This window comes from Lysinibacillus sp. NPDC056232, assembly GCF_042267565.1.
Classification (GTDB): domain Bacteria; phylum Bacillota; class Bacilli; order Bacillales_A; family Planococcaceae; genus Lysinibacillus.
Genome location: NZ_JBHJTF010000005.1, coordinates 46,140 through 65,099, shown reverse-complemented (window position 1 = coordinate 65,099; position 18,960 = coordinate 46,140). Strand labels below are relative to the sequence as shown.

General features: G+C 39.4%; 18 protein-coding genes. 5 read left to right on the top strand and 13 right to left on the bottom strand.

The window, feature by feature from the left end:
• The first annotated feature begins 115 nt into the window (after positions 1 to 115).
• Complete coding sequence (locus ACFCYJ_RS05720) at positions 116 to 1,753, top strand: PucR family transcriptional regulator (RefSeq protein ID WP_376071860.1); 1,638 nt, start codon at positions 116 to 118, stop codon at positions 1,751 to 1,753.
• Here ACFCYJ_RS05720 and ACFCYJ_RS05715 read toward each other — a convergent pair.
• The 10 genes from ACFCYJ_RS05715 to ACFCYJ_RS05670 are packed head-to-tail and all read right to left on the bottom strand — an operon-like array spanning position 1,742 to position 12,645.
• Positions 1,742 to 2,569 carry an ABC transporter permease gene (locus ACFCYJ_RS05715; protein ID WP_376071857.1) on the bottom strand — a complete coding sequence of 276 codons (828 nt, stop codon included), beginning with the start codon at positions 2,567 to 2,569 and terminating at the stop codon, positions 1,742 to 1,744. The genes ACFCYJ_RS05720 and ACFCYJ_RS05715 overlap by 12 nt on opposite strands.
• Before the next feature lie 12 nt (positions 2,570 to 2,581).
• Positions 2,582 to 3,523 carry an ABC transporter permease gene (locus tag ACFCYJ_RS05710; protein WP_376071854.1) on the bottom strand — a complete coding sequence of 314 codons (942 nt, stop codon included), beginning with the start codon at positions 3,521 to 3,523 and terminating at the stop codon, positions 2,582 to 2,584.
• Between the two features lie 17 nt (positions 3,524 to 3,540).
• Complete coding sequence (locus tag ACFCYJ_RS05705) at positions 3,541 to 5,088, bottom strand: ABC transporter substrate-binding protein (RefSeq protein ID WP_376071851.1); 1,548 nt, start codon at positions 5,086 to 5,088, stop codon at positions 3,541 to 3,543.
• Between the two features lie 18 nt (positions 5,089 to 5,106).
• Positions 5,107 to 6,078, bottom strand: coding sequence for a P1 family peptidase (locus ACFCYJ_RS05700; protein WP_376072173.1), 972 nt, complete (start codon positions 6,076 to 6,078; stop codon positions 5,107 to 5,109).
• A 37-nt stretch (positions 6,079 to 6,115) separates the two neighbouring features.
• Positions 6,116 to 7,093, bottom strand: coding sequence for an ABC transporter ATP-binding protein (locus tag ACFCYJ_RS05695; protein ID WP_376071848.1), 978 nt, complete (start codon positions 7,091 to 7,093; stop codon positions 6,116 to 6,118).
• Positions 7,068 to 8,096: an ABC transporter ATP-binding protein gene (locus tag ACFCYJ_RS05690; protein WP_376071845.1), complete on the bottom strand. Its 1,029-nt coding sequence runs from the start codon at positions 8,094 to 8,096 to the stop codon at positions 7,068 to 7,070. Before ACFCYJ_RS05690 ends, ACFCYJ_RS05695 begins: the two co-directional genes overlap by 26 nt.
• A 17-nt stretch (positions 8,097 to 8,113) precedes the next feature.
• The gene (locus tag ACFCYJ_RS05685) at positions 8,114 to 9,568 is read right to left on the bottom strand and encodes an aldehyde dehydrogenase family protein (protein WP_376071843.1); all 1,455 of its coding nucleotides are present in this window, start codon (positions 9,566 to 9,568) and stop codon (positions 8,114 to 8,116) included.
• 11 nt (positions 9,569 to 9,579) lie between these two features.
• Positions 9,580 to 10,326 (bottom strand): SDR family NAD(P)-dependent oxidoreductase, encoded by a 747-nt coding sequence (locus ACFCYJ_RS05680; RefSeq protein WP_376071841.1) that lies wholly within the window; start codon positions 10,324 to 10,326, stop codon positions 9,580 to 9,582.
• Between the two features lies 1 nt (position 10,327).
• Positions 10,328 to 11,416, bottom strand: a complete 1,089-nt coding sequence (locus tag ACFCYJ_RS05675; RefSeq protein WP_376071838.1) for a tartrate dehydrogenase — start codon at positions 11,414 to 11,416, stop codon at positions 10,328 to 10,330.
• Complete coding sequence (locus ACFCYJ_RS05670; RefSeq protein WP_376071835.1) at positions 11,413 to 12,645, bottom strand: M20 family metallopeptidase; 1,233 nt, start codon at positions 12,643 to 12,645, stop codon at positions 11,413 to 11,415. Before ACFCYJ_RS05670 ends, ACFCYJ_RS05675 begins: the two co-directional genes overlap by 4 nt.
• 265 nt (positions 12,646 to 12,910) lie before the next feature.
• Between ACFCYJ_RS05670 and ACFCYJ_RS05665 the strand changes: the two genes are divergently transcribed.
• A complete protein-coding gene (locus ACFCYJ_RS05665) occupies positions 12,911 to 13,084 on the top strand; it encodes a hypothetical protein (RefSeq protein ID WP_376071832.1) in 174 nt (57 codons plus the stop codon).
• A gap of 528 nt (positions 13,085 to 13,612) precedes the next feature.
• Here the strand turns inward: ACFCYJ_RS05665 and ACFCYJ_RS05660 are convergent.
• Positions 13,613 to 14,026: a DUF3888 domain-containing protein gene (locus tag ACFCYJ_RS05660; protein ID WP_376071830.1), complete on the bottom strand. Its 414-nt coding sequence runs from the start codon at positions 14,024 to 14,026 to the stop codon at positions 13,613 to 13,615.
• 227 nt (positions 14,027 to 14,253) lie between these two features.
• Between ACFCYJ_RS05660 and ACFCYJ_RS05655 the strand changes: the two genes are divergently transcribed.
• The 3 genes from ACFCYJ_RS05655 (at position 14,254) to ACFCYJ_RS05645 (ending at position 15,226) form a co-directional block, all read left to right on the top strand.
• On the top strand, positions 14,254 to 14,616 hold the full coding sequence (locus ACFCYJ_RS05655; protein ID WP_376071827.1) for a hypothetical protein: 363 nt from the start codon (positions 14,254 to 14,256) through the stop codon (positions 14,614 to 14,616).
• Between the two features lie 112 nt (positions 14,617 to 14,728).
• Complete coding sequence (locus tag ACFCYJ_RS05650) at positions 14,729 to 14,974, top strand: cold-shock protein (RefSeq protein WP_376071824.1); 246 nt, start codon at positions 14,729 to 14,731, stop codon at positions 14,972 to 14,974.
• 57 nt (positions 14,975 to 15,031) lie between these two features.
• On the top strand, positions 15,032 to 15,226 hold the full coding sequence (locus tag ACFCYJ_RS05645) for a DUF6980 family protein (RefSeq protein WP_376071822.1): 195 nt from the start codon (positions 15,032 to 15,034) through the stop codon (positions 15,224 to 15,226).
• A gap of 476 nt (positions 15,227 to 15,702) precedes the next feature.
• Here ACFCYJ_RS05645 and ACFCYJ_RS05640 read toward each other — a convergent pair whose 3' ends face one another.
• Complete coding sequence (locus ACFCYJ_RS05640; protein ID WP_376071819.1) at positions 15,703 to 16,827, bottom strand: conserved virulence factor C family protein; 1,125 nt, start codon at positions 16,825 to 16,827, stop codon at positions 15,703 to 15,705.
• Positions 16,828 to 16,839: 12 nt separating this feature from the next.
• Entirely contained in the window at positions 16,840 to 18,726 is a 1,887-nt protein-coding gene (locus ACFCYJ_RS05635; protein WP_376071816.1) for an ABC-F family ATP-binding cassette domain-containing protein, read from the bottom strand.
• Positions 18,727 to 18,960: the final 234 nt, after the last annotated feature.

Below are 18,960 nucleotides of genomic sequence, written 5' to 3'. Positions count from 1 at the left end.
TCTCTATCCCCGGGAACCCTTATTCACCGACTTTACTCTATTATTCTATTTAACATTGAAATTTTCTGATTAATCAAACATAATTATTGTACATTCGAAGGGTAGGTGCTTATTAATGTCGAAACATCCTCTACTTGTACGTGATGTATTAGAGCGAAAGCATTTTGAATCCGCCAAGCTAATCGCAGGACAACAAGGCCTAAATCGACAAGTACTATGGACACATATTTTAGAAATAAAAGATTTTGATACGTTAATAAATGGCGGTGAGCTCATATTAACAACCGGTGTAGGTTTACAGTTAGAGCGTGAAACACAAATTGCTTACTTTCAAAACCTTATTCGTAACGGTGCTGCAGCTCTTTGTATTGAGATTGGTGATTATTTTAATTATGTCCCTGCAGAACTGGTTGCAATGGCTAATGCTCATGATTTTCCTATCATCATTTTTGAAGAGGTTGTAAGATTTATCGATATTACGCAGGATCTACATACTTACATTATTAATCAGCATCAGCAAGCATTAACACAGCTTGATACGATATCAAAGACGTTTATGGAATTGTCGCTAATGCCAAATGGAATTTTAAAAATTTTACAGGTGCTTCATCAAGATACCGATGCATTATTTTTATTTGTCTCCGAAGATACAAAAAGCTTTTATTATCCAATAGAAGCCAAAAAGTATTTACAACTTATGAAGGATCACTGTCAACAACTAGAATTACAAGAAACCCTACAACTTCTATCCATTGACAAAGATCATTTCGTCATCATTCCAGTCAACGGACTTGGACAAGTATGGGGCTATTTATGTATGCGTTCTACACTGCCGAAGCCAAGTGATTATACATTGTTAAACCTTGAACGTGCAACGATGTCTATTGCCCAAATATTAATGCGCAATCGAATGTTACAGGAACGCCAACAAAGTCGTGAGGATGAATTTATCCTCGCCTTAATACAAGGTCAGCCCATTGATCTTCAGTATCATCAGAGCTATTTGCCAATGGAAAGTCGCAACTTATTTTATCGTGTAGTCGTGTTTACTATTCTTGATTATGCCGCTACCTTTACAGAGGAAGACTGGCAAGAAATACAGCTTCAAAATGTCATGTTTGTTCGTTCCATCTTAAAAAAACTTGGCTTCTTCCCTACCGTTTCGGTTCGACAACAGGAAATAATACTCCTTGCATTTTATATTGCAGCAGATGATATGGAAGAAAATCGTGACTCTTTTAATCAAGCAATACAGCAGATTATTGCCCGAAAAACACCGCAGCTTTTCGAGCAAATAACCCTTACCTTTGGCATTAGTAATGTTTATCAATCCGTTAACAGCGTTCAGCAAGGCTATAAAGAGGCAAAAACAACCATTCAAATGCAACACAATGAACTTGCTTCTTCTATTTATTACAAGGATTTAGGTGTTTACAGATTGTTATTACATCAGGACCATGCTGCCCTTTTGCAATACGTTAAAGATTATTTACAAGAAATACTGTTGATTGATCAAAAGAATGGTAATGACCTTTATCAAACGCTCTGTGTTTATTTAGCATGCAATGGTGCCAAAAATGATACAGCTGAACAATTATTTATTGTCCGTCAAACACTCTATAAACGAATTGAACGACTAGAAAATATTTTAGGAGCTGATTTTTTACAGGCCCCTCACCGTCTCAATATAGAAATAGCGGTGAAGGCCTATGAATTATTGAAAAAAACAGCACCTGATATGTTACGCTTTTGAACGTGGATCCATAAAATCGCGTAACGCATTGCTAAGCATATACAAGCCTAATACAAGTACTGTAATGGCTCCACCTGGCGCATAAGTGTACCAAGGGGCTCCAACTAAATAAGCTTGTGAATCTTTTAACATTCGTCCCCAACTAGGGTTTGGTGGCTGCACGCCAAGCCCTAAATAACTCAGTGCTGCCTCCGCAAGCATCGCAGTGGCAAAGGTTACAGTTGCTGCGACGATAATTTGAGAAGAAATATTAGGTAAAATATGGCGAAACATAATGTTAAAAGGTTTTACGCCGATTAATTTTGCTGCTAAGACATATTCAGTGTCACGATGTTGGACGAATCCACTTCGCGTAATTCTTGCGATGGCCGGTATGGCAATAATGCCTAATGCAATAGCCGTATTAACAATCCCTGGACCAAATACCGCAACGAGCATTAAAGCTAATATAATTCCTGGAAAGGCCATTAATGCATCCATCATGCGCATAAAAATTTCATCGATCCAGCCTCCTACATACCCTGCTATACCCCCAATTAAAATACCAAAAATTGTTCCGATAAATACCGTCAGTAGACCGACTGTAAAGGCCGTTTGTGTTCCTTTCATTATACGGCTAAAAATATCACGACCAAATTCATCCGTACCAAAAAGATAATCACTACTTGGGCTACGTAATTTTTGAGGTATATTCATCGAGTTCACATCATGTGGTGTATAAAAAAAGCTGATAATCATTACGATTAGAAAACCGACAATGACTAGTAGACCAATGATTAAATTGATATTTTTCATGTACCTTTGTATATTTTTCATCGTATCCACCTTTCATCGTAATCGGATTCTAGGATCTAACGCGGAATATAAAATATCGACCATAAAATTGATCATAACCACCGCAACAGTAATATACATTACGATTCCCTGTACTAATGGAAAATCACGATTACTAATAGCCGTGATGAGGAGTTGACCAACACCTGGGAGTGAAAATACTTGCTCCACAATAATCGTTCCAGCAACAACTTCTGCCATGATCAATCCAAATACTGTTAATATGGGAATCATCGAATTTTTTAAGACATGCTTATACATAACATTTTGCTCAGACATCCCTTTACTGCGAACCGTACGCACATAATCGAGCTGAACTTGCTCTAAAATAGCCGTACGAACATAGCGGAAATTGACAGCAATTTGTGGAATCGCAATTGTTAACGCTGGGAGAACGAGCGTACTTAACGCTCCTGCTACACTTTGCGTCCACGGAATATACCCACTTATTTTAAAGAAGCTGAACTGCATACCAATATATAAAATGAGTATCATGCCAAGCCAGAAAGAAGGAATGGCCATGCCAACTTGCGTCACTGTCGACAACGACACATCACTGAGCTTATTTTGTCTTCTCGCCGCAAACATCCCCAATGGTAAGGAAATAAGTAACACAATTAAGAGGGTGAGCCCAGCCAATGACATCGTTACAGGTAATCTATTAAACAGTAAATCTTTTACTGGCATTGAAAAACGAATGGAATTTCCTAATTCCCCTGTTAATAATCCCTTCATCCAATCTGTATATTGCTCATAAAGGGGGCGATTCAAGCCAAGCTCTGATCGCAAATTTTCAATTTGTGTGGGGTCCGCTTCAGTGCCTAACATTGTCCGAACCGGATCACCAGGTAAAATTTGAAAAACACCGAATGTAATTATCGACACTAGAAGGATGGTTGTTATTAACAGGATGAATCGACGTATAATATACATCATCAAGCACTCATCCCTTTCTAGTTAGAAATTTTAACCTCAGACATATCATGGAACCAGAATGGGTAGTTCTTTAATCCAGTAACTTGCTTCTTAGCTCCCCAGACAATTTGATAATCTGCGATGTATACTGCTGCTGCCTGCTCAGCTAAAATTTCCTGTGCACGATGGTAATAATCAATTTGTTTTGCCTGATCTCTTTCTTTTAAAACGTCTACCATAATTTTGTCGTATTCATCATTTTTAAATTTGAAGAAGTTTTCACTATCATTTGTTGAAATGTAATCATTTAAAATTTCATAGGCAGATGCACGACCTGTTAAATCAATCGTTGTCATTTGATAGTCGCGACCAAAGTAAACTCGGTCTAGCCAAATACCCCATTCTACAACTTCAATTTCCACATCAATACCAATTTCCTTTAAATTAGCCGCAACTATTTGCGCGATATTTGAATACATATCATTATGCGAAGATACCGTAATTTTTGTTTTAAAGCCTTTAGGATAGCCTGCTTCTGCTAATAATGCTTTAGCTTTTTCCACATCACGCTTATACATATCTTCTAAGCCTTTCTTTTGATAGTCCCCCATCGCTGGACTCATATTTGAACCAAGTGGTACAGCATAGCCTGCATACACTGAGTCAATAATATCGGACTTACTAATCGCATAGTTAATTGCTTGACGGACCTTTACATTATCAAAAGGTGCCTTCGTTTCATTAAATGTCACGATTAATGATGAGTTATTATTTTGATGTGATAAGTTATAGTTACCTTCTACTTCACTTACACGTTGCCATGGTACACTCGTTAAATCGACTTCATTGGCCATTAAACTCATAATTGCTGCTTGATCATCCGATTGGAAGGTAAACGTCACTTTATTCAAGTAAGGTAACCCTTTCTTCCAGTAGTGTTCATTTTTCTTCAATTCTAAATTTGTGCCCGGAGAGTATTTTACATAAGCAAATGGTCCCGTACCTATTGGGTTTTCATTATGCTTTCCATCATTGCTTTTTGGTAAGATGGCTGATTGACGTGCTGTTAATGAATATAAGAAGTTGGAGTTTGGCTCCTTTAGCTTGATCACAAATGTATTGGCATCTGGTGCTTCCGTTGACGCAACGTTATCAAAGCTGTTTGACATCTTTTCGCCACCGTTTTTCCCCATTAAACGATCAAATGAATACTGAATATCCTCAACAGTTAAATCCTCACCATTATGAAATTTCACACCCGGACGAATATTGAATGTATATGTTAAACCATCTTCTGATATTGCATAGCTTTCGGCTAACCCTTCTATTAAAGTTCCATCTGTTTGTGGTGCCATTAGTCCTTCAAAAATATTAAGAATCATTTGGTACGAAATAGATGCTGTTGCTTTATGTGGATCTAAAAAATCTGGGTCATCATTTATACGTATTACGATTTCTTGAGGTAAATCTGCTACTGTCTTTCCACCAGAACTTGCATCTTTTTTGTCATCACTTGAACAGGCACTAATTAGTAAAACTACTATCAATGTCAATAACAGCATCAACCAATTGTTCTTCAGCCTCATGTCATTTCCCCCTATTCCCTATGTGCTCATTATTTGAATGCTTTTAAAGCTTTCAATTTCAGCTAATTTATCAGCAGCTTTAATGCCAGCAATGATTGCTTCCTCCATAGCTCTTGTAGCCAAATGGCCCAAATAGTCAACTGGATATGTTTTATCTCCTGTACCAAGCACGAAAATCGTATCTCCATCCAGCATTGTGTGTACTGGATAAATTGTCCGTGCAAGAGCATTTTGTGTAAGCTGGGCTATTTTTTTCGCCTCTGCTTTTGTTAGCTTGGCATTCACTGCAATGACACCGATTGTCGTATTCGTACCAGATAATGCTTCCGATTGCACATGCTCTTCTAAATAAGTACAGCAATCAAGCCATTCCCCTGTTTTCGGATCCCTTGCTCCTGCTAGTGTTGCTCTTGTAGCAGGATCTTTTACATCCCCAACAGCGTTGACAGCAACTATGGCGCCAACTACAACACCCTCTTTGCCAGCTATAGAGGCACTACCTAGCCCCCCTTTCATACAAAATTGAGGACCTGCCAATTTCCCTACAGTCGCACCATAACCAGCTCCTGTATTCCCATTTGCAAATGGACCAACAACTGCACTCATAGCCGCTTCATAGCCCATTGGAGCAGTAGGTCTTGTCTTTGGATCACCTATAAATAGATCGAACAGTACAGCACTAGGAACAATTGGAATGGTAGCAACACCTGCATCCACACCAATACCCTGCTCCTCTAAAAATTGCATTACTCCTGTCGCAGCATCCAATCCGAATGCACTTCCTCCGGACAAGCAAATCCCATGTACATGATCAATTTCGTTAATAGGATCAAGTGCATCCGTCTCTCGAGTGCCCGGTGCTGAGCCTCTTACATCGACACCGCACACCGCACCATTTTCCACTAAAATTGCTGTACAGCCTGTAATTCCTTCACTATTTTCTGCATGCCCTACTTTAACTCCAGGCACATCCGTAATATTGCCAAACATCATACACACCCCACTTCATATAGACTGATTTTTCAATCTATTTACTATATAAAAAGCACGCTACCCGTTGATGGTTATTTTCTTCCTGAAGCACAGGCCGTTCCTGATGACATCTGTCCATGACATAGGGACAACGTGTATGAAACACACAGCCTACAGGAGGATTCATCGGGCTTGGCAATTCACCCTGTAACGGTATTTCTTGTTTCGGTTCATCAAAATTGATCACTGGAATGGCCGATAGTAACGCCTTCGTATATGGATGCAGAGGATTAGCGTATAATTCTTTCTTCGCGCCAATTTCCACTACCCTTCCTAAATACAACACAGCCACTCGATCGCTAATATGTTTCACAACACTTAAATCATGTGAAATAAATAAATAGGTCAAATGAAATTCATCCTGTAAATCCATCATTAAGTTCAAAACCTGTGATTGCACCGAAACATCTAGTGCAGATACAGGCTCGTCCGCAATAATGAACTCTGGATGAATAGCAAGAGCCCGCGCAATACCGATTCGTTGTCTTTGACCGCCGGAAAATTCATACGGGAACTTTTGCACAGCATCTTCTGGTAGACCTACCTTCTGTAAAAGCTCCTTTACACGTTTTTTGCGCTGCTCTTTCGTTAATGTTAATTGCAACTTCATCGGCTCTTCGATAATGGCACCTATTCGCATACGAGGATTGAGCGATGCAAAAGGATCCTGAAAAATCATTTGCATTTGATTGCGATAGGTTTGGAGCTTACTGCCCTTTAACTGCTGAATAGGCTGTCCTTTATAGAAAATTTCTCCCCCGGTCGGTTCAACGAGTTTCAAAATAGTTCGGCCAAACGTCGATTTTCCGGAGCCAGATTCTCCTACGATCCCAAGCGTCTCGCCACGGAAAATTTCAAGAGAAATATCATCGACTGCTTTAATGACTTTTTTCTCTTCCTTCATCGACTTACGTTTTACAGGAAAGTAGGCTTTTAAATGATTAATTTCAAGCAAAACTTCTTTCTTCGTCATGATCAAGCGCCCCCTTCTCCGTAAATAAATGACAGCGCACTTTATGCTCGTCTTGAATATGGATTACCTCAGGCTGCACCTCATGGCATTGTTCCATCGCAAATGGACAGCGTGGTGCAAAGTGACAGCCCTCTGGTAACGCATAAGCTGGTGGAACAGTGCCTGGGATTGACGGTAATCTTTTAACATCTGCGTCTAGATTAGGCATTGTTTTTAAAAGAGCAGTTGTATACGGATGCTTTGGATTCATAAAAAGCTCTCGCACGGGTGCTTCTTCTACGATTTGTCCTGCATACATGACCATAACGCGATCTGCCGTTTCTGCTACAACACTCATATCATGTGTAATAAATAAAATAGCCGAATGATGTTCTTCCTTCATCTTCATCATAAGCTTTAAAATTTGTGCCTGTACGGTTACATCAAGTGCCGTTGTTGGCTCATCCGCAATCAGCAGCTGAGGGTTATTGGACATTGCAATCGCAATCATGACACGCTGGCGCATCCCACCTGATAATTGGTGCGGATATTCAGTAATAACCTTTTCTGCATTGGCAATACCGACTTCTTTTAAAAGCTGTAGTGATTTCTCCCACGCTTCTTTTTTTGAAATCCTTTGGTGTCTACGAATTCCTTCCATCATTTGATTACCGATTGTAAAAACAGGATCTAATGACGTCATCGGCTCTTGAAAAATCATACTTATTTCATTGCCTCTTATAGTGCTCATCTCTTTATTTTTATAGTCTAAGAGATTTTTACCATTCAATTTAATCGTACCAGCTGAAATTTCTCCTGGAGGTATGGGCAATAATCGCATAATGGATAACGATGTAATACTTTTACCGCTTCCAGACTCACCTACAAGCGCAACCGTTTCTCCTTTACGAATCGTAAAGCTTACATCATCAACAACTTTTGCCTCTTTACCATTTTTTAAATGGAATTTTATTTTTAAATGATTTACCTCTAGTAGCACTTGATTTTCTTTTGGCTGATCCATATGCATCCCTCCGTTTATCACATTTGATTTGGTGGTGCATAGCGTATCGCGATATTTTTCATTTGCGTATAGTTTCTCAACGCGACAAAACCTTTTTCTCGACCAATGCCGCTCTTTTTATAGCCACCAAACGGCATTTGAATTCCGCCTGCTGCTCCATAGTTATTAACAAACACTTGTCCAGCTTTTACACGGCTTGCGACATAATGTGCAGTGTCTAAATCTTTTGACCAAACCCCTGCAACTAAACCGTAATCTGTACTGTTCGCTAAAGAAATTGCTTCCTCAACCGTCGCAAACGTCAATACAGTCAACACCGGTCCGAAAATTTCCTCCTGTGCAAGTGCATCGTTAGCTTCTACTCCTGCAAGTATTGTTGGTTCAACATAATATCCTTTTTCATAGCCCGCAATCGTCAGTGTCTCACCACCTGTAATCACATAGCCATCTTCCTTCGCCTTTTGCAGCAGTGTTGAAATCTTCGTATATTGTCGTTCATTTAGAAGTGGCCCCATATCAACGTCTGCCTCACCCGGACCAACTTTTAAAGCTTGGAATTTTCGCACTAATTGTGCAACGAATTTTTCTTTGACACTCTCTTCAATTAGTAGTCTAGCCCCTGCAGAGCATGTTTGTCCGGCATTCTGAATAATGGCACGTACAACTCCATCAAGTGCTTGCTCCATGTTGGCATCCGCAAAAACAATATTTGGGGATTTCCCACCAAGCTCTAACGTTACAGGTACAACATTTTCAGCAGCTGATTTCATCACCGCAATGCCTGTTGGAACAGAGCCTGTGAACGTAATATGATTGATATCAGGATGAGCTGTTACATACGGCCCAACATCACGACCTAAACCTGTAATATGCTGAAAAATACCTCTTGGCAATTTATCCGCAAACCATTCCGTTATGGCATGTGTAGTTAATGGCGTATCCTCAGCACTTTTGACAATTACTGCATTGCCAGTAGCAATGGCAGCCGCTACACTTCTCGCCGTAATTTGAATAGGATAATTCCAAGGCACGATATGTACGGTAATTCCGATAGGCTCTAACACTACCGCATTTAAAATACCGTCTTCAATGGGAATCGTATCCCCCATTACTTTATCAGCAGCGCCACCATAAAACTCAAAATAGCGAGCTGCTGCTTCAATATCTGCTCTCGCTTGTGTTAACGGCTTTCCAACATCACGACATTCTAATAAACTCCATTCCTCTGCATGAAGACGTATAAAGCGTGCAAGTTCAATAAGTAACTGCCCACGTTCATAGGCCTTTATTTTTCGCCACTCTTCACTTTCAAACGCTACACGTGCAGCGCGTACAGCCTCGTCAACATGGGTTTTACTAGCATTCGTAATTTGGGCAATGACTTTACCAGTAGAGGGGTTCATGACATCCAATAATGCTTCCATACCACCATGTATCCACTCACCATTTATCAACATCGGAATTTTTTTCACGCTTATCCCTCCTATAGTCCGCGACCACCGTCTACATGTAATGTCGTTCCTGTAACCATACTCGCTGCATCAGAGAGTAAATAACTTACTGCTCCTGCAATGTCTGCTGGATCTACTAAGCGTCCAAGGGGGACCGATTGAACAAAGACACTTTGCTTTGTTTGCTCGATGTCTGCTCCTTGTGCCGTAAATTGACCGAGCATCTGTGTATCAGCTGGCCCTGGATGAATCGTGTTAACACGTATTTGGAACGGTGCTAGCTCTATAGCCAAACCACGTGTAAAGCTCTCTGCCGCCCCTTTAGAAGCAATATAAGATTGCAAACCTGGGCGTGGACGTACAGCAGAAATGGATGCAATTGTTACAATTGATCCCTTTTGGCGCTCTTTCATATAAGGAACGACTGCCTTTGTTGTAATAAATAAGCTTTTAACATTGACATCCATTAACCGATTCCACTCGTCCATCGTTACTTGCTCAATCGGCGTAGCTGCCTGCGCTATACCAAGCGCATTGACAAGTCCGTCAATCCTTCCATACTTGTTAAAAACCTGCTTGAATACTTCGTTCACTTGCCCCTCATGCAAGACATTGACTTCAAAGCATTGCAAGGCATCCTGCGCTAAATCGCTAAGAGAAGCTACTGATAGATCGAGCCCTACTGCAATATTGCCCTTTGCAAGCTGCTCCTGAATAATGGCTTTTCCCATACCGCCGCCAGCACCTGTAACGATAATGACCTGTTGTTCTACTGCCATGCTATACACCCCTTGCCGCTAAATTCATTTTAATAATCTCCTGACAAATGGCATCACCCATTTGTGCCGTTGTCGCCTGTCCACCAATATCTGCGGTTTTCACGATACCTTCTCGAAGCACCGTCTCAATCGCACTCACAATTAACTGTTCTATATCCGGTCTCCCAATATGTCCAAGTAACAAAGCAAGTGACCAAATTTGTGCGATTGGATTTGCTATGCCCTTTCCTGCAATATTTGGTGCTGACCCATGCACAGGCTCAAACATAGACGGGAATGCCTTTTCTGGATTTAAATTAGCTGACGGTGATAACCCAAGACCACCGACAATGGCTGACCCTAAATCTGATAAGATGTCTCCGAATAAATTTGAAGCAACTACAACCTGAAAATCTTGCGGTCGTTCCACGAAATAGGCTACTAAAGCGTCAATATAAATAGATTCTAGCTCTAATGCTGGTGAGCTTTGTGCAAGAATTCTCCTAGCATGTTCATCCCAAAACTTCATTGAATGAATAATAGCATTCGATTTGGTCGCGCTCGTAATTTTCGTTTTGCCATTTTTATAGGCATAATCACAGGCTGCCTGGACAATTTTTTCAATTCCGATACGTGTCATAATCGTGTTTTGAATCGTCATTTCCTGCGGTTGATTATGATAAATTCGACCACCACTATCGGAATATTCACCCTCGGCATTTTCCCGGAAGATAACAAAATCAATATCCCTTCCGTTGGCAAGCGGTGAAGCTATGCCAGGTAGTGATTTAATCGGCCGGAAATTAACATATTGCTGGAAGTTTTTTCGTATCGGCATAATTAATTCCCATACTGTCACGTCATCTGGAACACGAGCATCTCCAATAGCCCCGAATAATATCGCATCATATTCATTCAATATCTCTAATGCATTGTCTGGCATCATCCGACCGTGCTTGAGGTAATAATCTGAACTCCACGGAAAAATGGTTGTGTCTATTTGTAAAGATGAATCATGTTCCTGAAGAGAATTCAGTACCTTTAGTGCTTCCTCCATAACTTCCTTTCCAATGCCATCGCCTGGAATGACTGCGATTTTTGCGTGAGTCATTGTGCATCACCTACTAAAAACTTTATTGCTGCTAAACGGTAAATGGCTGTTGTTTCTGCTAATTCTTCGATTTCAACATATTCGTCAATTTGGTGGGGCATATCACGATCACCCGCTCCAACAGTAACAATGGGTACTCCATGAACATGAAGGAACGTTCCATCTGTAGCCCCTGGAACACCGTTATATTTCGGCTCTTTTTCCGTTACCTCAGCGACTGCCTCATAAATGGCTTGTACAACAGGATCCTCCTTCGCTGTTGCTGTTGCAGGGCGGTTATCAAGCACTGTTAACTCCACTTTAAAATCCGGATCATCTGCTTGCAGACGTTTAATAATCGTCTCTATTTTTCCGAGAAGCTCATCATGATCTTGTGCAGGAACTGTACGAATATCAAGTGTCGTCATACAGTGATCAGGAATGACATTAATTTGCGCATCTCCTTTTACGGGTGCTCGTAAAATCGTTGGTGTAATAGATGGCCAATTAAGCATCGGATCACGCCCTAAACGTGCTTGTTCTTCTTTTTCCAATTTTTCAAGCTCCACGATAAAGCGTGCCATTCGCCAGTTTGGGTTAATGCCACTCCAAGAAATTGCACCGTGCGCCATTTTACCGAAGATATCTACTTTCAAGCGTATTGCCCCACGTTGTGCGATACATACGTTGTTTTCCTCTGGCTCACAGATAATCGCCCCATCCACATCATCTGCCCAGCCATTATTTATAAAATGTTTAATACCAAGCATCAGTCCTTCTTCATCACATGGAATACATAAAATAATCTTGCCTGTAAATTCTTCCTGATCCAGTAACAACGACTGACAAGCTGTAATCATACATGCAAGATTTCCTTTTGTATCATTTGTGCCTCGGCCATACATTCGACCATCAATAATTTCTGCACCGAATGGATCGTACGTCCATGCTTCCCGATTTCCTTCAGTAACGACATCTGTGTGTCCTTCAAAAAGTAGTGTTTTTCCCGGCTTACCCGAATCAATAATACCAATGACATTCGGCCTACCTGGCACTACCTCCTCTATATGTGTTTCAATCCCGATATCACGTAAATATTGAGCGACAAAATTCGCAACTTCTTGTTCATTGCCATTTGGATCATCTTCTCGGTAAACGCTTTCTATCCGTACTAGCTTTTGTGTAAGCTCAATAACTGCTTCGCGGTCACGTATATAAGATTCTGTTGTCTTTAAACTTGTTACTGTCATTCAAACGCCCCCCTTATTTTATAGAATATTCTAGAGATCAATTATGCCTCGGCAATGCGTCCGGAATCGGCTTTGTGCTTAGGCCTGCACGAGGGCCGACACGATGTCGGTCATTTCGGTAATGCCACAGGACGTGGCGTTTTTACCGATGCAGGTCAGTTAGCCGTTATCGCATGGATGCGATGATTTTAGGCTAACATCCTTTAAGAACTCCTTTCCGATTCCATGACATCCGCCGGAGGCTTTGGGCCAACAAATGTTTTCTGTGCGAAAGCGCAGTGCTAACGCAGCGGCAGCAACATGTTTTTGTCTATGCGAAAGCGAAGCGACAGCAACACAACATGATGTTGGTCACTCAGTCGTTGCCACAGGACGTGGCGTTCTTAGACTGAGTTCCTCTATTTTAGCAGGTGTTTGGATACCTGCTAGAAGAAGTTAAATAATTCTAACATTGTCCTATTAGACAAGTATTAGACACTTTGTTAATAATATATAGAATGCTATTAACTTTTTGTTTAGTAGTAAAAAACTAGAAAACAACAAAATTATCTGCTTTATGTTATTTTCCGATAAAAAGAGGAGCTATACTTTCTTTGTAAAAAATATACTAAAACGGAATAATTGTCACATTATCATAACGTGGGGTTGATTTCTGTTCCGGCTGGGCGCTTTCCTGGTGGTATGTATGGAAAAAAATTAAGCCTACTGATTAAGTCAGTTAGGCTTGTTTCAATTTGTAGTATTTGAAGTGGGCTTTCAAACTGAATTTTTAGCGGAATTGAAAGATATCGTGTCCTAATCCTTATTCAACTCCCATGAAAGAACGAAATAATCTTTCATTCTCTGTGGTGTATCACTGGTTTTAGCGCTACATGGATGGCTAACGGATGCTATTCTCCAAGAAGAGGATTGGCTTTTTCTTATTACGACGCAGATTAGTTAAAGAAAGTCCGTATTAATTACGTAATTATTCTGGTGGATATTTATATGTTTTTAGGTGCGTGTGATTTATTAATTTAACCTCAGGTCCGGAAGAAATTTCATAGGTCATGCGGTCCTTCCCTACAGGGATATGATGTCCACCATCTGTAGGTTCAATTTCAAATGTAATTTGCAATAAAAAACCACGGAAACTATTCACTCTCTTTGTTTCAATCACTTCAATTTTCCACGGAGTTACATTAGCTGAAAAATCCTTTAAAATATTTGGATAATAATAGCTATTCAAATCTTTATCAATATAAGGAGTAAGCATTAGCATAAGCATATCCTGTAATCTAAGTTCTTCAGAGTCTTGAGTTGAATTATATGATGAAACGGTTTTTGTTTGAATAGATGTTAGAATAAGGAATAGTATAAAAGTAATTAACATCTTTTTCATTATATCTTCAATTACACCTCTTTACGGTTTACTTACTAAATTGTATTGTTTCCTTTTAAAGAATAAAGTATGTACATATTGAAGTAACGGGGTGCTTTACTTGAAGAACATGGAGTTGCATAGGCAGCTCTTTTTTTAGTGAACTAACGAAGCAGGTTAGTTGAAAAATGAACAAGAAAGTGTTGTAAAATAATGTGAGAAACTGAAGACTTAGGAGATGTGTTAATTTGGCTTATATTCACGAGTTTGGAATAGTTGAATGTATTGAAAAAAATAAAGAGTATGTTAGTTATGAACCTGAAAAATATAATTGCATAGGTGTAGATGGGGACCTTTTTGATGAACTTATGTCTAAGGATTTTGGTGAAAAAATGAATCATCTAGAAACATTCGCACATAACACAAATAGACCTTATAAAAGCCTCGCCTATTTTGGAATAACATTGATACCACCGAGTTCTCATAAACAATTTTTAAATATGGTTTGTGAAGCAAACGACGAGTACAAATCAGAAGAACTTGAAGAATTGATGAAAAAAATAGCTGAAGCAATAAAAGAAGATAGATGGTTGATTCATTATGGTGTTTAATTTTGTCAATACATACATGTAAGCTAAGAGGTGATTGTTCAATTAGAGCAATCGCTTCTTGTGCTAACGGCGTAGATTAGTTGAGTAAAAAATGTATTGGAGGTCGAAAGATATGAAACGAGAGGGAATTGTTAAATGGTTTAAAGAAGAAAAGGGTTATGGTCGTATCATGCTTGACGGTGAGGATGAAAATCATGTTTTTGTTCATTTTAGTTCGATTTTACCTGATAAAGAAAGATTTCTGAATGGATTCAGATTCCTTAAACAAGGTCAAAAAGTATCCTTTGATTTAGTAGAAACCCCAAGTTCTACTGACCAAAAGAAAGTTGCAGAAAATGTAATCGTTATTTCTGACTAAAAAATTCTTCTTCTTCAGCTAACGGAGGGCTTTACTTGAATAAGGGGAAATGAAATTATGAAAAAACATTGTTGTGAGGATATGACTTTTCATGCAAGTTTCAAGTGTGAAATACATGAGAATCCGTTTGAATGTCCTGATAAAATAATCATTTTTTATGAACAAAATAATGACTACGGTTTGATAATACATGATGGTAGGAAGTCGATTATTAGCATTGATTTTTGTCCTTGGTGTGGTTCGAAACTTTGAATTTTAAATACTTCCTTCTTCAACTATCGGGTGCTTTTGTTGAAGAAGAAGATAGCCAAACCAGAAGTAACAAACTTTGAGAAAACAGTCTAGTTTTAAAAATATTGTGCTGCTATTATATTGGAAGATTAAAAGACAAATTGGAACTTCCGAAAGAAATGTAGTCATGCAAGCGACTTCCTTATCGTCATTTTTCCAGCTGGAAAAGGAAGCCATATAGAAATACGATTTGCACTTGGACAAAGGAAAAAGGTATCTTTATTCACACTAAATGAAGATGTATACAATTTCGAAACAAAGTTGGTTTTATCATTTATTAGAGGTTAATATTTTTATTGGAACATTAGTAGATAATTTTACTTTTTACCAAAAGCAACAATAAAAGAAAACCAGCGTCTCTGTTGAACTACATTCATAGCAGAGAGCTGGTTTATTTCTTTTATCCCCATTAACGGGTCACTGATTAAAGTTGCAATTTATGGCTGGCGAGATTCTGTCATTTGCTTCCAGACAGACCCTTTTGCTTCCTCACCTTGTTCGATGCGGGCAATCGCCATTTTTACTTGTAGCTTCACTTCAAACTCTTTATCTTCTGCAGCAGCCTTTAATGCCGCTAATGATTTCTCGGTACCGACTTCATATAAGTACATAGCTGCACGCCAACGAACAAGTTTGTTTTTATCTTGTAATGCTTGCTGCATCGCGTCTTCAAATTCTACGAAGCCGAGATCACTCATACAATCTCCTGCAGTTCGACGTACCGCTGCACTTTTGTCCTGTAATGCCTTTTCTAAATATGGAACAACTGCCACATCTTCAATCATTCCTAAATAAACGGTTGCCAGTCGACGGATAGACATTTGCTCATCTTGTAACGCTAAATCTAAAAGTGGTAAATCATCTAGCTCTGGATCTGCCATTTGGTCAAGCAATTGGAAACGTTTTTCCCATTCTGGTTGCTTAAACTGTTCAACAGTCATTTTTAGCTTAGCTGGCTTCTCATTTGTTTTCTCAGAATCATTAATCGTTGCAATAATCTCCGTTAAACGTTCCTCAGAATATGTTACATTGATTTCTTGTTTTACGGCTTCTGCAATTTCCTCAAGCTCTCCATAACGTACGCCATAGTCAATCCACTTACGTTGGAAAATATAATTTTCATCAACTGCTGTTTCAATAATTTTATTGAAAGCTTTCACAAAGCGCTCACCACAGCTTACGCGGTGCTCACGTTGATTATCAAATACCTTTACTTGAAGTGGTACTTGCTTATAAAATTGCACATGAACGTACACTTCACCATAAAATTCATTGGCTACTTGTGCTGTGTTTACTTCCTGTACATCTTCACCTAACACTTGACGAATGCTTGCTAAAATACCTTCCCATGCATACTTTGCGTTACGCTCAACAGCAAAGAAATCTGCTACATGATAAACACCTTTAACACCTTCGATTGCTAAAATCGCTGCCGCTTCACCAGTTGCTTCCTCTTTATTATCCTTTGTAAAATTATAGCTTTTGCCAAAAGGTAACTCTGTATCAACGACAATCTTCATAGAATTAGGGCTTGGTGTCGGTTCAATTGTAATAATCTTCATGTATATCGCTCCTTATCCATTTACGATTTCATCTAAATACGACCATCTTTCAATAAGGTGTTCATATTGTGCATTTAACTCATCTAGCTTCGCCGTTAATTCCTGTAGCTTTGTAAAATCAGCTCCAGCATTAGCAATACCTTCTTCTGTCTCCATAATCGCTGTCTCTGTCTTTTCTATGTCATCAGCAATTGTTTCCCATTCTTTTTGCTCTTTAAAGGATAATTTTTTCTTGTCCGATTTAGGCTTTTCAGTCTTAGTTTTTTCGACTTTTGGTGCCTCTACCTTTACAGCAGCTTCCTGTTCACGCTTTTGTAAATATTCACTGTAAATATCAAGCATCTCATTAACATGCCCCAGACCATCTAATATCCACAGCTTTTTCGCAATTCGATCTAAGAAAAAGCGATCGTGGGATATCGTTATAACGACTCCAGGGAAATGCTCAATGAAATCCTCGAGCACACCTAATGTTTCAATATCTAAATCATTTGTAGGCTCATCTAGTAACAGTACGTTTGGTTGCTCCATTAATAATCGTAATAAATGCAGTCGTTTACGTTCTCCACCTGATAATTTACCGATAGGTGTACCGTGTGCATGAAGTGGGAATAAGAAACGTTCCAGCATTTGAGCAGCAGAATAACGTACACCTTCTGCATCTGTGATATCATTTGAAGCTTCGCGGATATATTCAATCATGCGCTCATTTTCATTCATCTTCGGTAGTGTTTGTTTAAAATGCGCTAACTTCACTGTCGAACCAACAAGAATTTCACCAGCATCAGGTGTCAGCTCACCTGCTAGCATGTTCAATAATGTTGATTTTCCTACACCATTCGCTCCGATAATACCAATACGATCGCCCTGCTGTAGTAAAAATGAAAAGTTTTCAAGGATTTTTTGTTGGCCAAATGCCTTTGAAATACTTTCAGCCTCCAAAACCTTCCGACCGAGGCGTGTTGTTGCTAGTCCCATTTCAAGAGAAACATCCTCAGATTTACGCTCCAAGTTATCCTCTAACTGCTCGAAGCGCTGGATACGTGCCTTTTGCTTCGTAGAACGCGCTTTTGCACCACGACGAATCCATTTTAATTCTGAGCGATAGCGGTTGCGATCTTTTTGGGCAGAGGCTGCTTTCATTTCCTCACGAATAGCACGAGACTCTAAATAATCCCCATAATTCCCCGTATGGCGGTATAATGTTTGATCAGCCAGCTCGTAAATATGCGTAGACAGTTCGTCTAAGAAATAACGATCATGGGTAATAAATATAACTGCTCCCTTTAATCGTAACACCATTTCCTGCAGCCACTCTGTTGACTGCACATCTAAATGGTTGGTAGGCTCGTCTAATAAATAAAGATCTGCCGGCTCGATTAAAACTTTAGCTAAAGCAACGCGCTTTTGCTGACCGCCTGACAGTGTTAATACTTCTTTATCAAACATTTCAATTCCAAGCTTCGTAAGCGCTGTCTTAGCAAGTGCATTGACATCCCATGCCTGCTCTTCATCCATACGATGTTGCAAGCTAAATAGCGTTTTTTGTAAACTTTCTGAAGTCGGATTTAATGCAAGTGCAGCAACCGCTTCCTCATATTCACGATTCAGTTTTAAAATAGGTGAATCCCCTGCAAACACTGCCTGTAACACAGTTTCGCCACCATTAAAAGTAGGCTCCTGTGGTAAATATGCAACACGATATTTATTTGGGCGGTCAACTTCCATTGAATCCGCTTCGATTTCATTTGCTAAAATAGAAAGCAATGTGGATTTACCAGTACCATTAATACCAATTAGCCCAGCTCGCTCCCCCTCATAAATCGTAAATTCAATATTTTGAAAGAGCGTTTTATCGCCCACTGTTTTCGTTAAATTTTGTACAATTAAATGACTCATTACACTTGTCCATCTCTTTCATTTAGGTGTTGTTTAGTGTCCATACTACTTTTAATATGTAGTTTTATTGATATCCATTTTTATCATAACACCAAATGACAGGTAAACAAAGGACAACAAACTCTTCTTAGCCATCTAAAAAAATACCTCCCCCATTAACTGCAAAATGAAGAAGGGTTAAAAATCTCAAAAAAATATCCGGATAGAACATGTTCTATCCGGATACAGAAGCTA

Bases quoted from the DNA above. Each gene is read 5' to 3' on its own strand.
- ACFCYJ_RS05720 (WP_376071860.1), top strand. From the start codon at position 116: ATGTCGAAACATCCTCTACTTGTACGTGATGTATTAGAGCGAAAGCAT.
- ACFCYJ_RS05715 (WP_376071857.1), bottom strand. From the start codon at position 2,569: ATGAAAAATATACAAAGGTACATGAAAAATATCAATTTAATCATTGGT.
- ACFCYJ_RS05710 (WP_376071854.1), bottom strand. From the start codon at position 3,523: ATGATGTATATTATACGTCGATTCATCCTGTTAATAACAACCATCCTT.
- ACFCYJ_RS05705 (WP_376071851.1), bottom strand. From the start codon at position 5,088: ATGAGGCTGAAGAACAATTGGTTGATGCTGTTATTGACATTGATAGTA.
- ACFCYJ_RS05700 (WP_376072173.1), bottom strand. From the start codon at position 6,078: ATGTTTGGCAATATTACGGATGTGCCTGGAGTTAAAGTAGGGCATGCA.
- ACFCYJ_RS05695 (WP_376071848.1), bottom strand. From the start codon at position 7,093: ATGACGAAGAAAGAAGTTTTGCTTGAAATTAATCATTTAAAAGCCTAC.
- ACFCYJ_RS05690 (WP_376071845.1), bottom strand. From the start codon at position 8,096: ATGGATCAGCCAAAAGAAAATCAAGTGCTACTAGAGGTAAATCATTTA.
- ACFCYJ_RS05680 (WP_376071841.1), bottom strand. From the start codon at position 10,326: ATGGCAGTAGAACAACAGGTCATTATCGTTACAGGTGCTGGCGGCGGT.
- ACFCYJ_RS05675 (WP_376071838.1), bottom strand. From the start codon at position 11,416: ATGACTCACGCAAAAATCGCAGTCATTCCAGGCGATGGCATTGGAAAG.
- ACFCYJ_RS05670 (WP_376071835.1), bottom strand. From the start codon at position 12,645: ATGACAGTAACAAGTTTAAAGACAACAGAATCTTATATACGTGACCGC.
- ACFCYJ_RS05660 (WP_376071830.1), bottom strand. From the start codon at position 14,026: ATGAAAAAGATGTTAATTACTTTTATACTATTCCTTATTCTAACATCT.
- ACFCYJ_RS05650 (WP_376071824.1), top strand. From the start codon at position 14,729: ATGAAACGAGAGGGAATTGTTAAATGGTTTAAAGAAGAAAAGGGTTAT.
- ACFCYJ_RS05645 (WP_376071822.1), top strand. From the start codon at position 15,032: ATGAAAAAACATTGTTGTGAGGATATGACTTTTCATGCAAGTTTCAAG.
- ACFCYJ_RS05640 (WP_376071819.1), bottom strand. From the start codon at position 16,827: ATGAAGATTATTACAATTGAACCGACACCAAGCCCTAATTCTATGAAG.
- ACFCYJ_RS05635 (WP_376071816.1), bottom strand. From the start codon at position 18,726: ATGAGTCATTTAATTGTACAAAATTTAACGAAAACAGTGGGCGATAAA.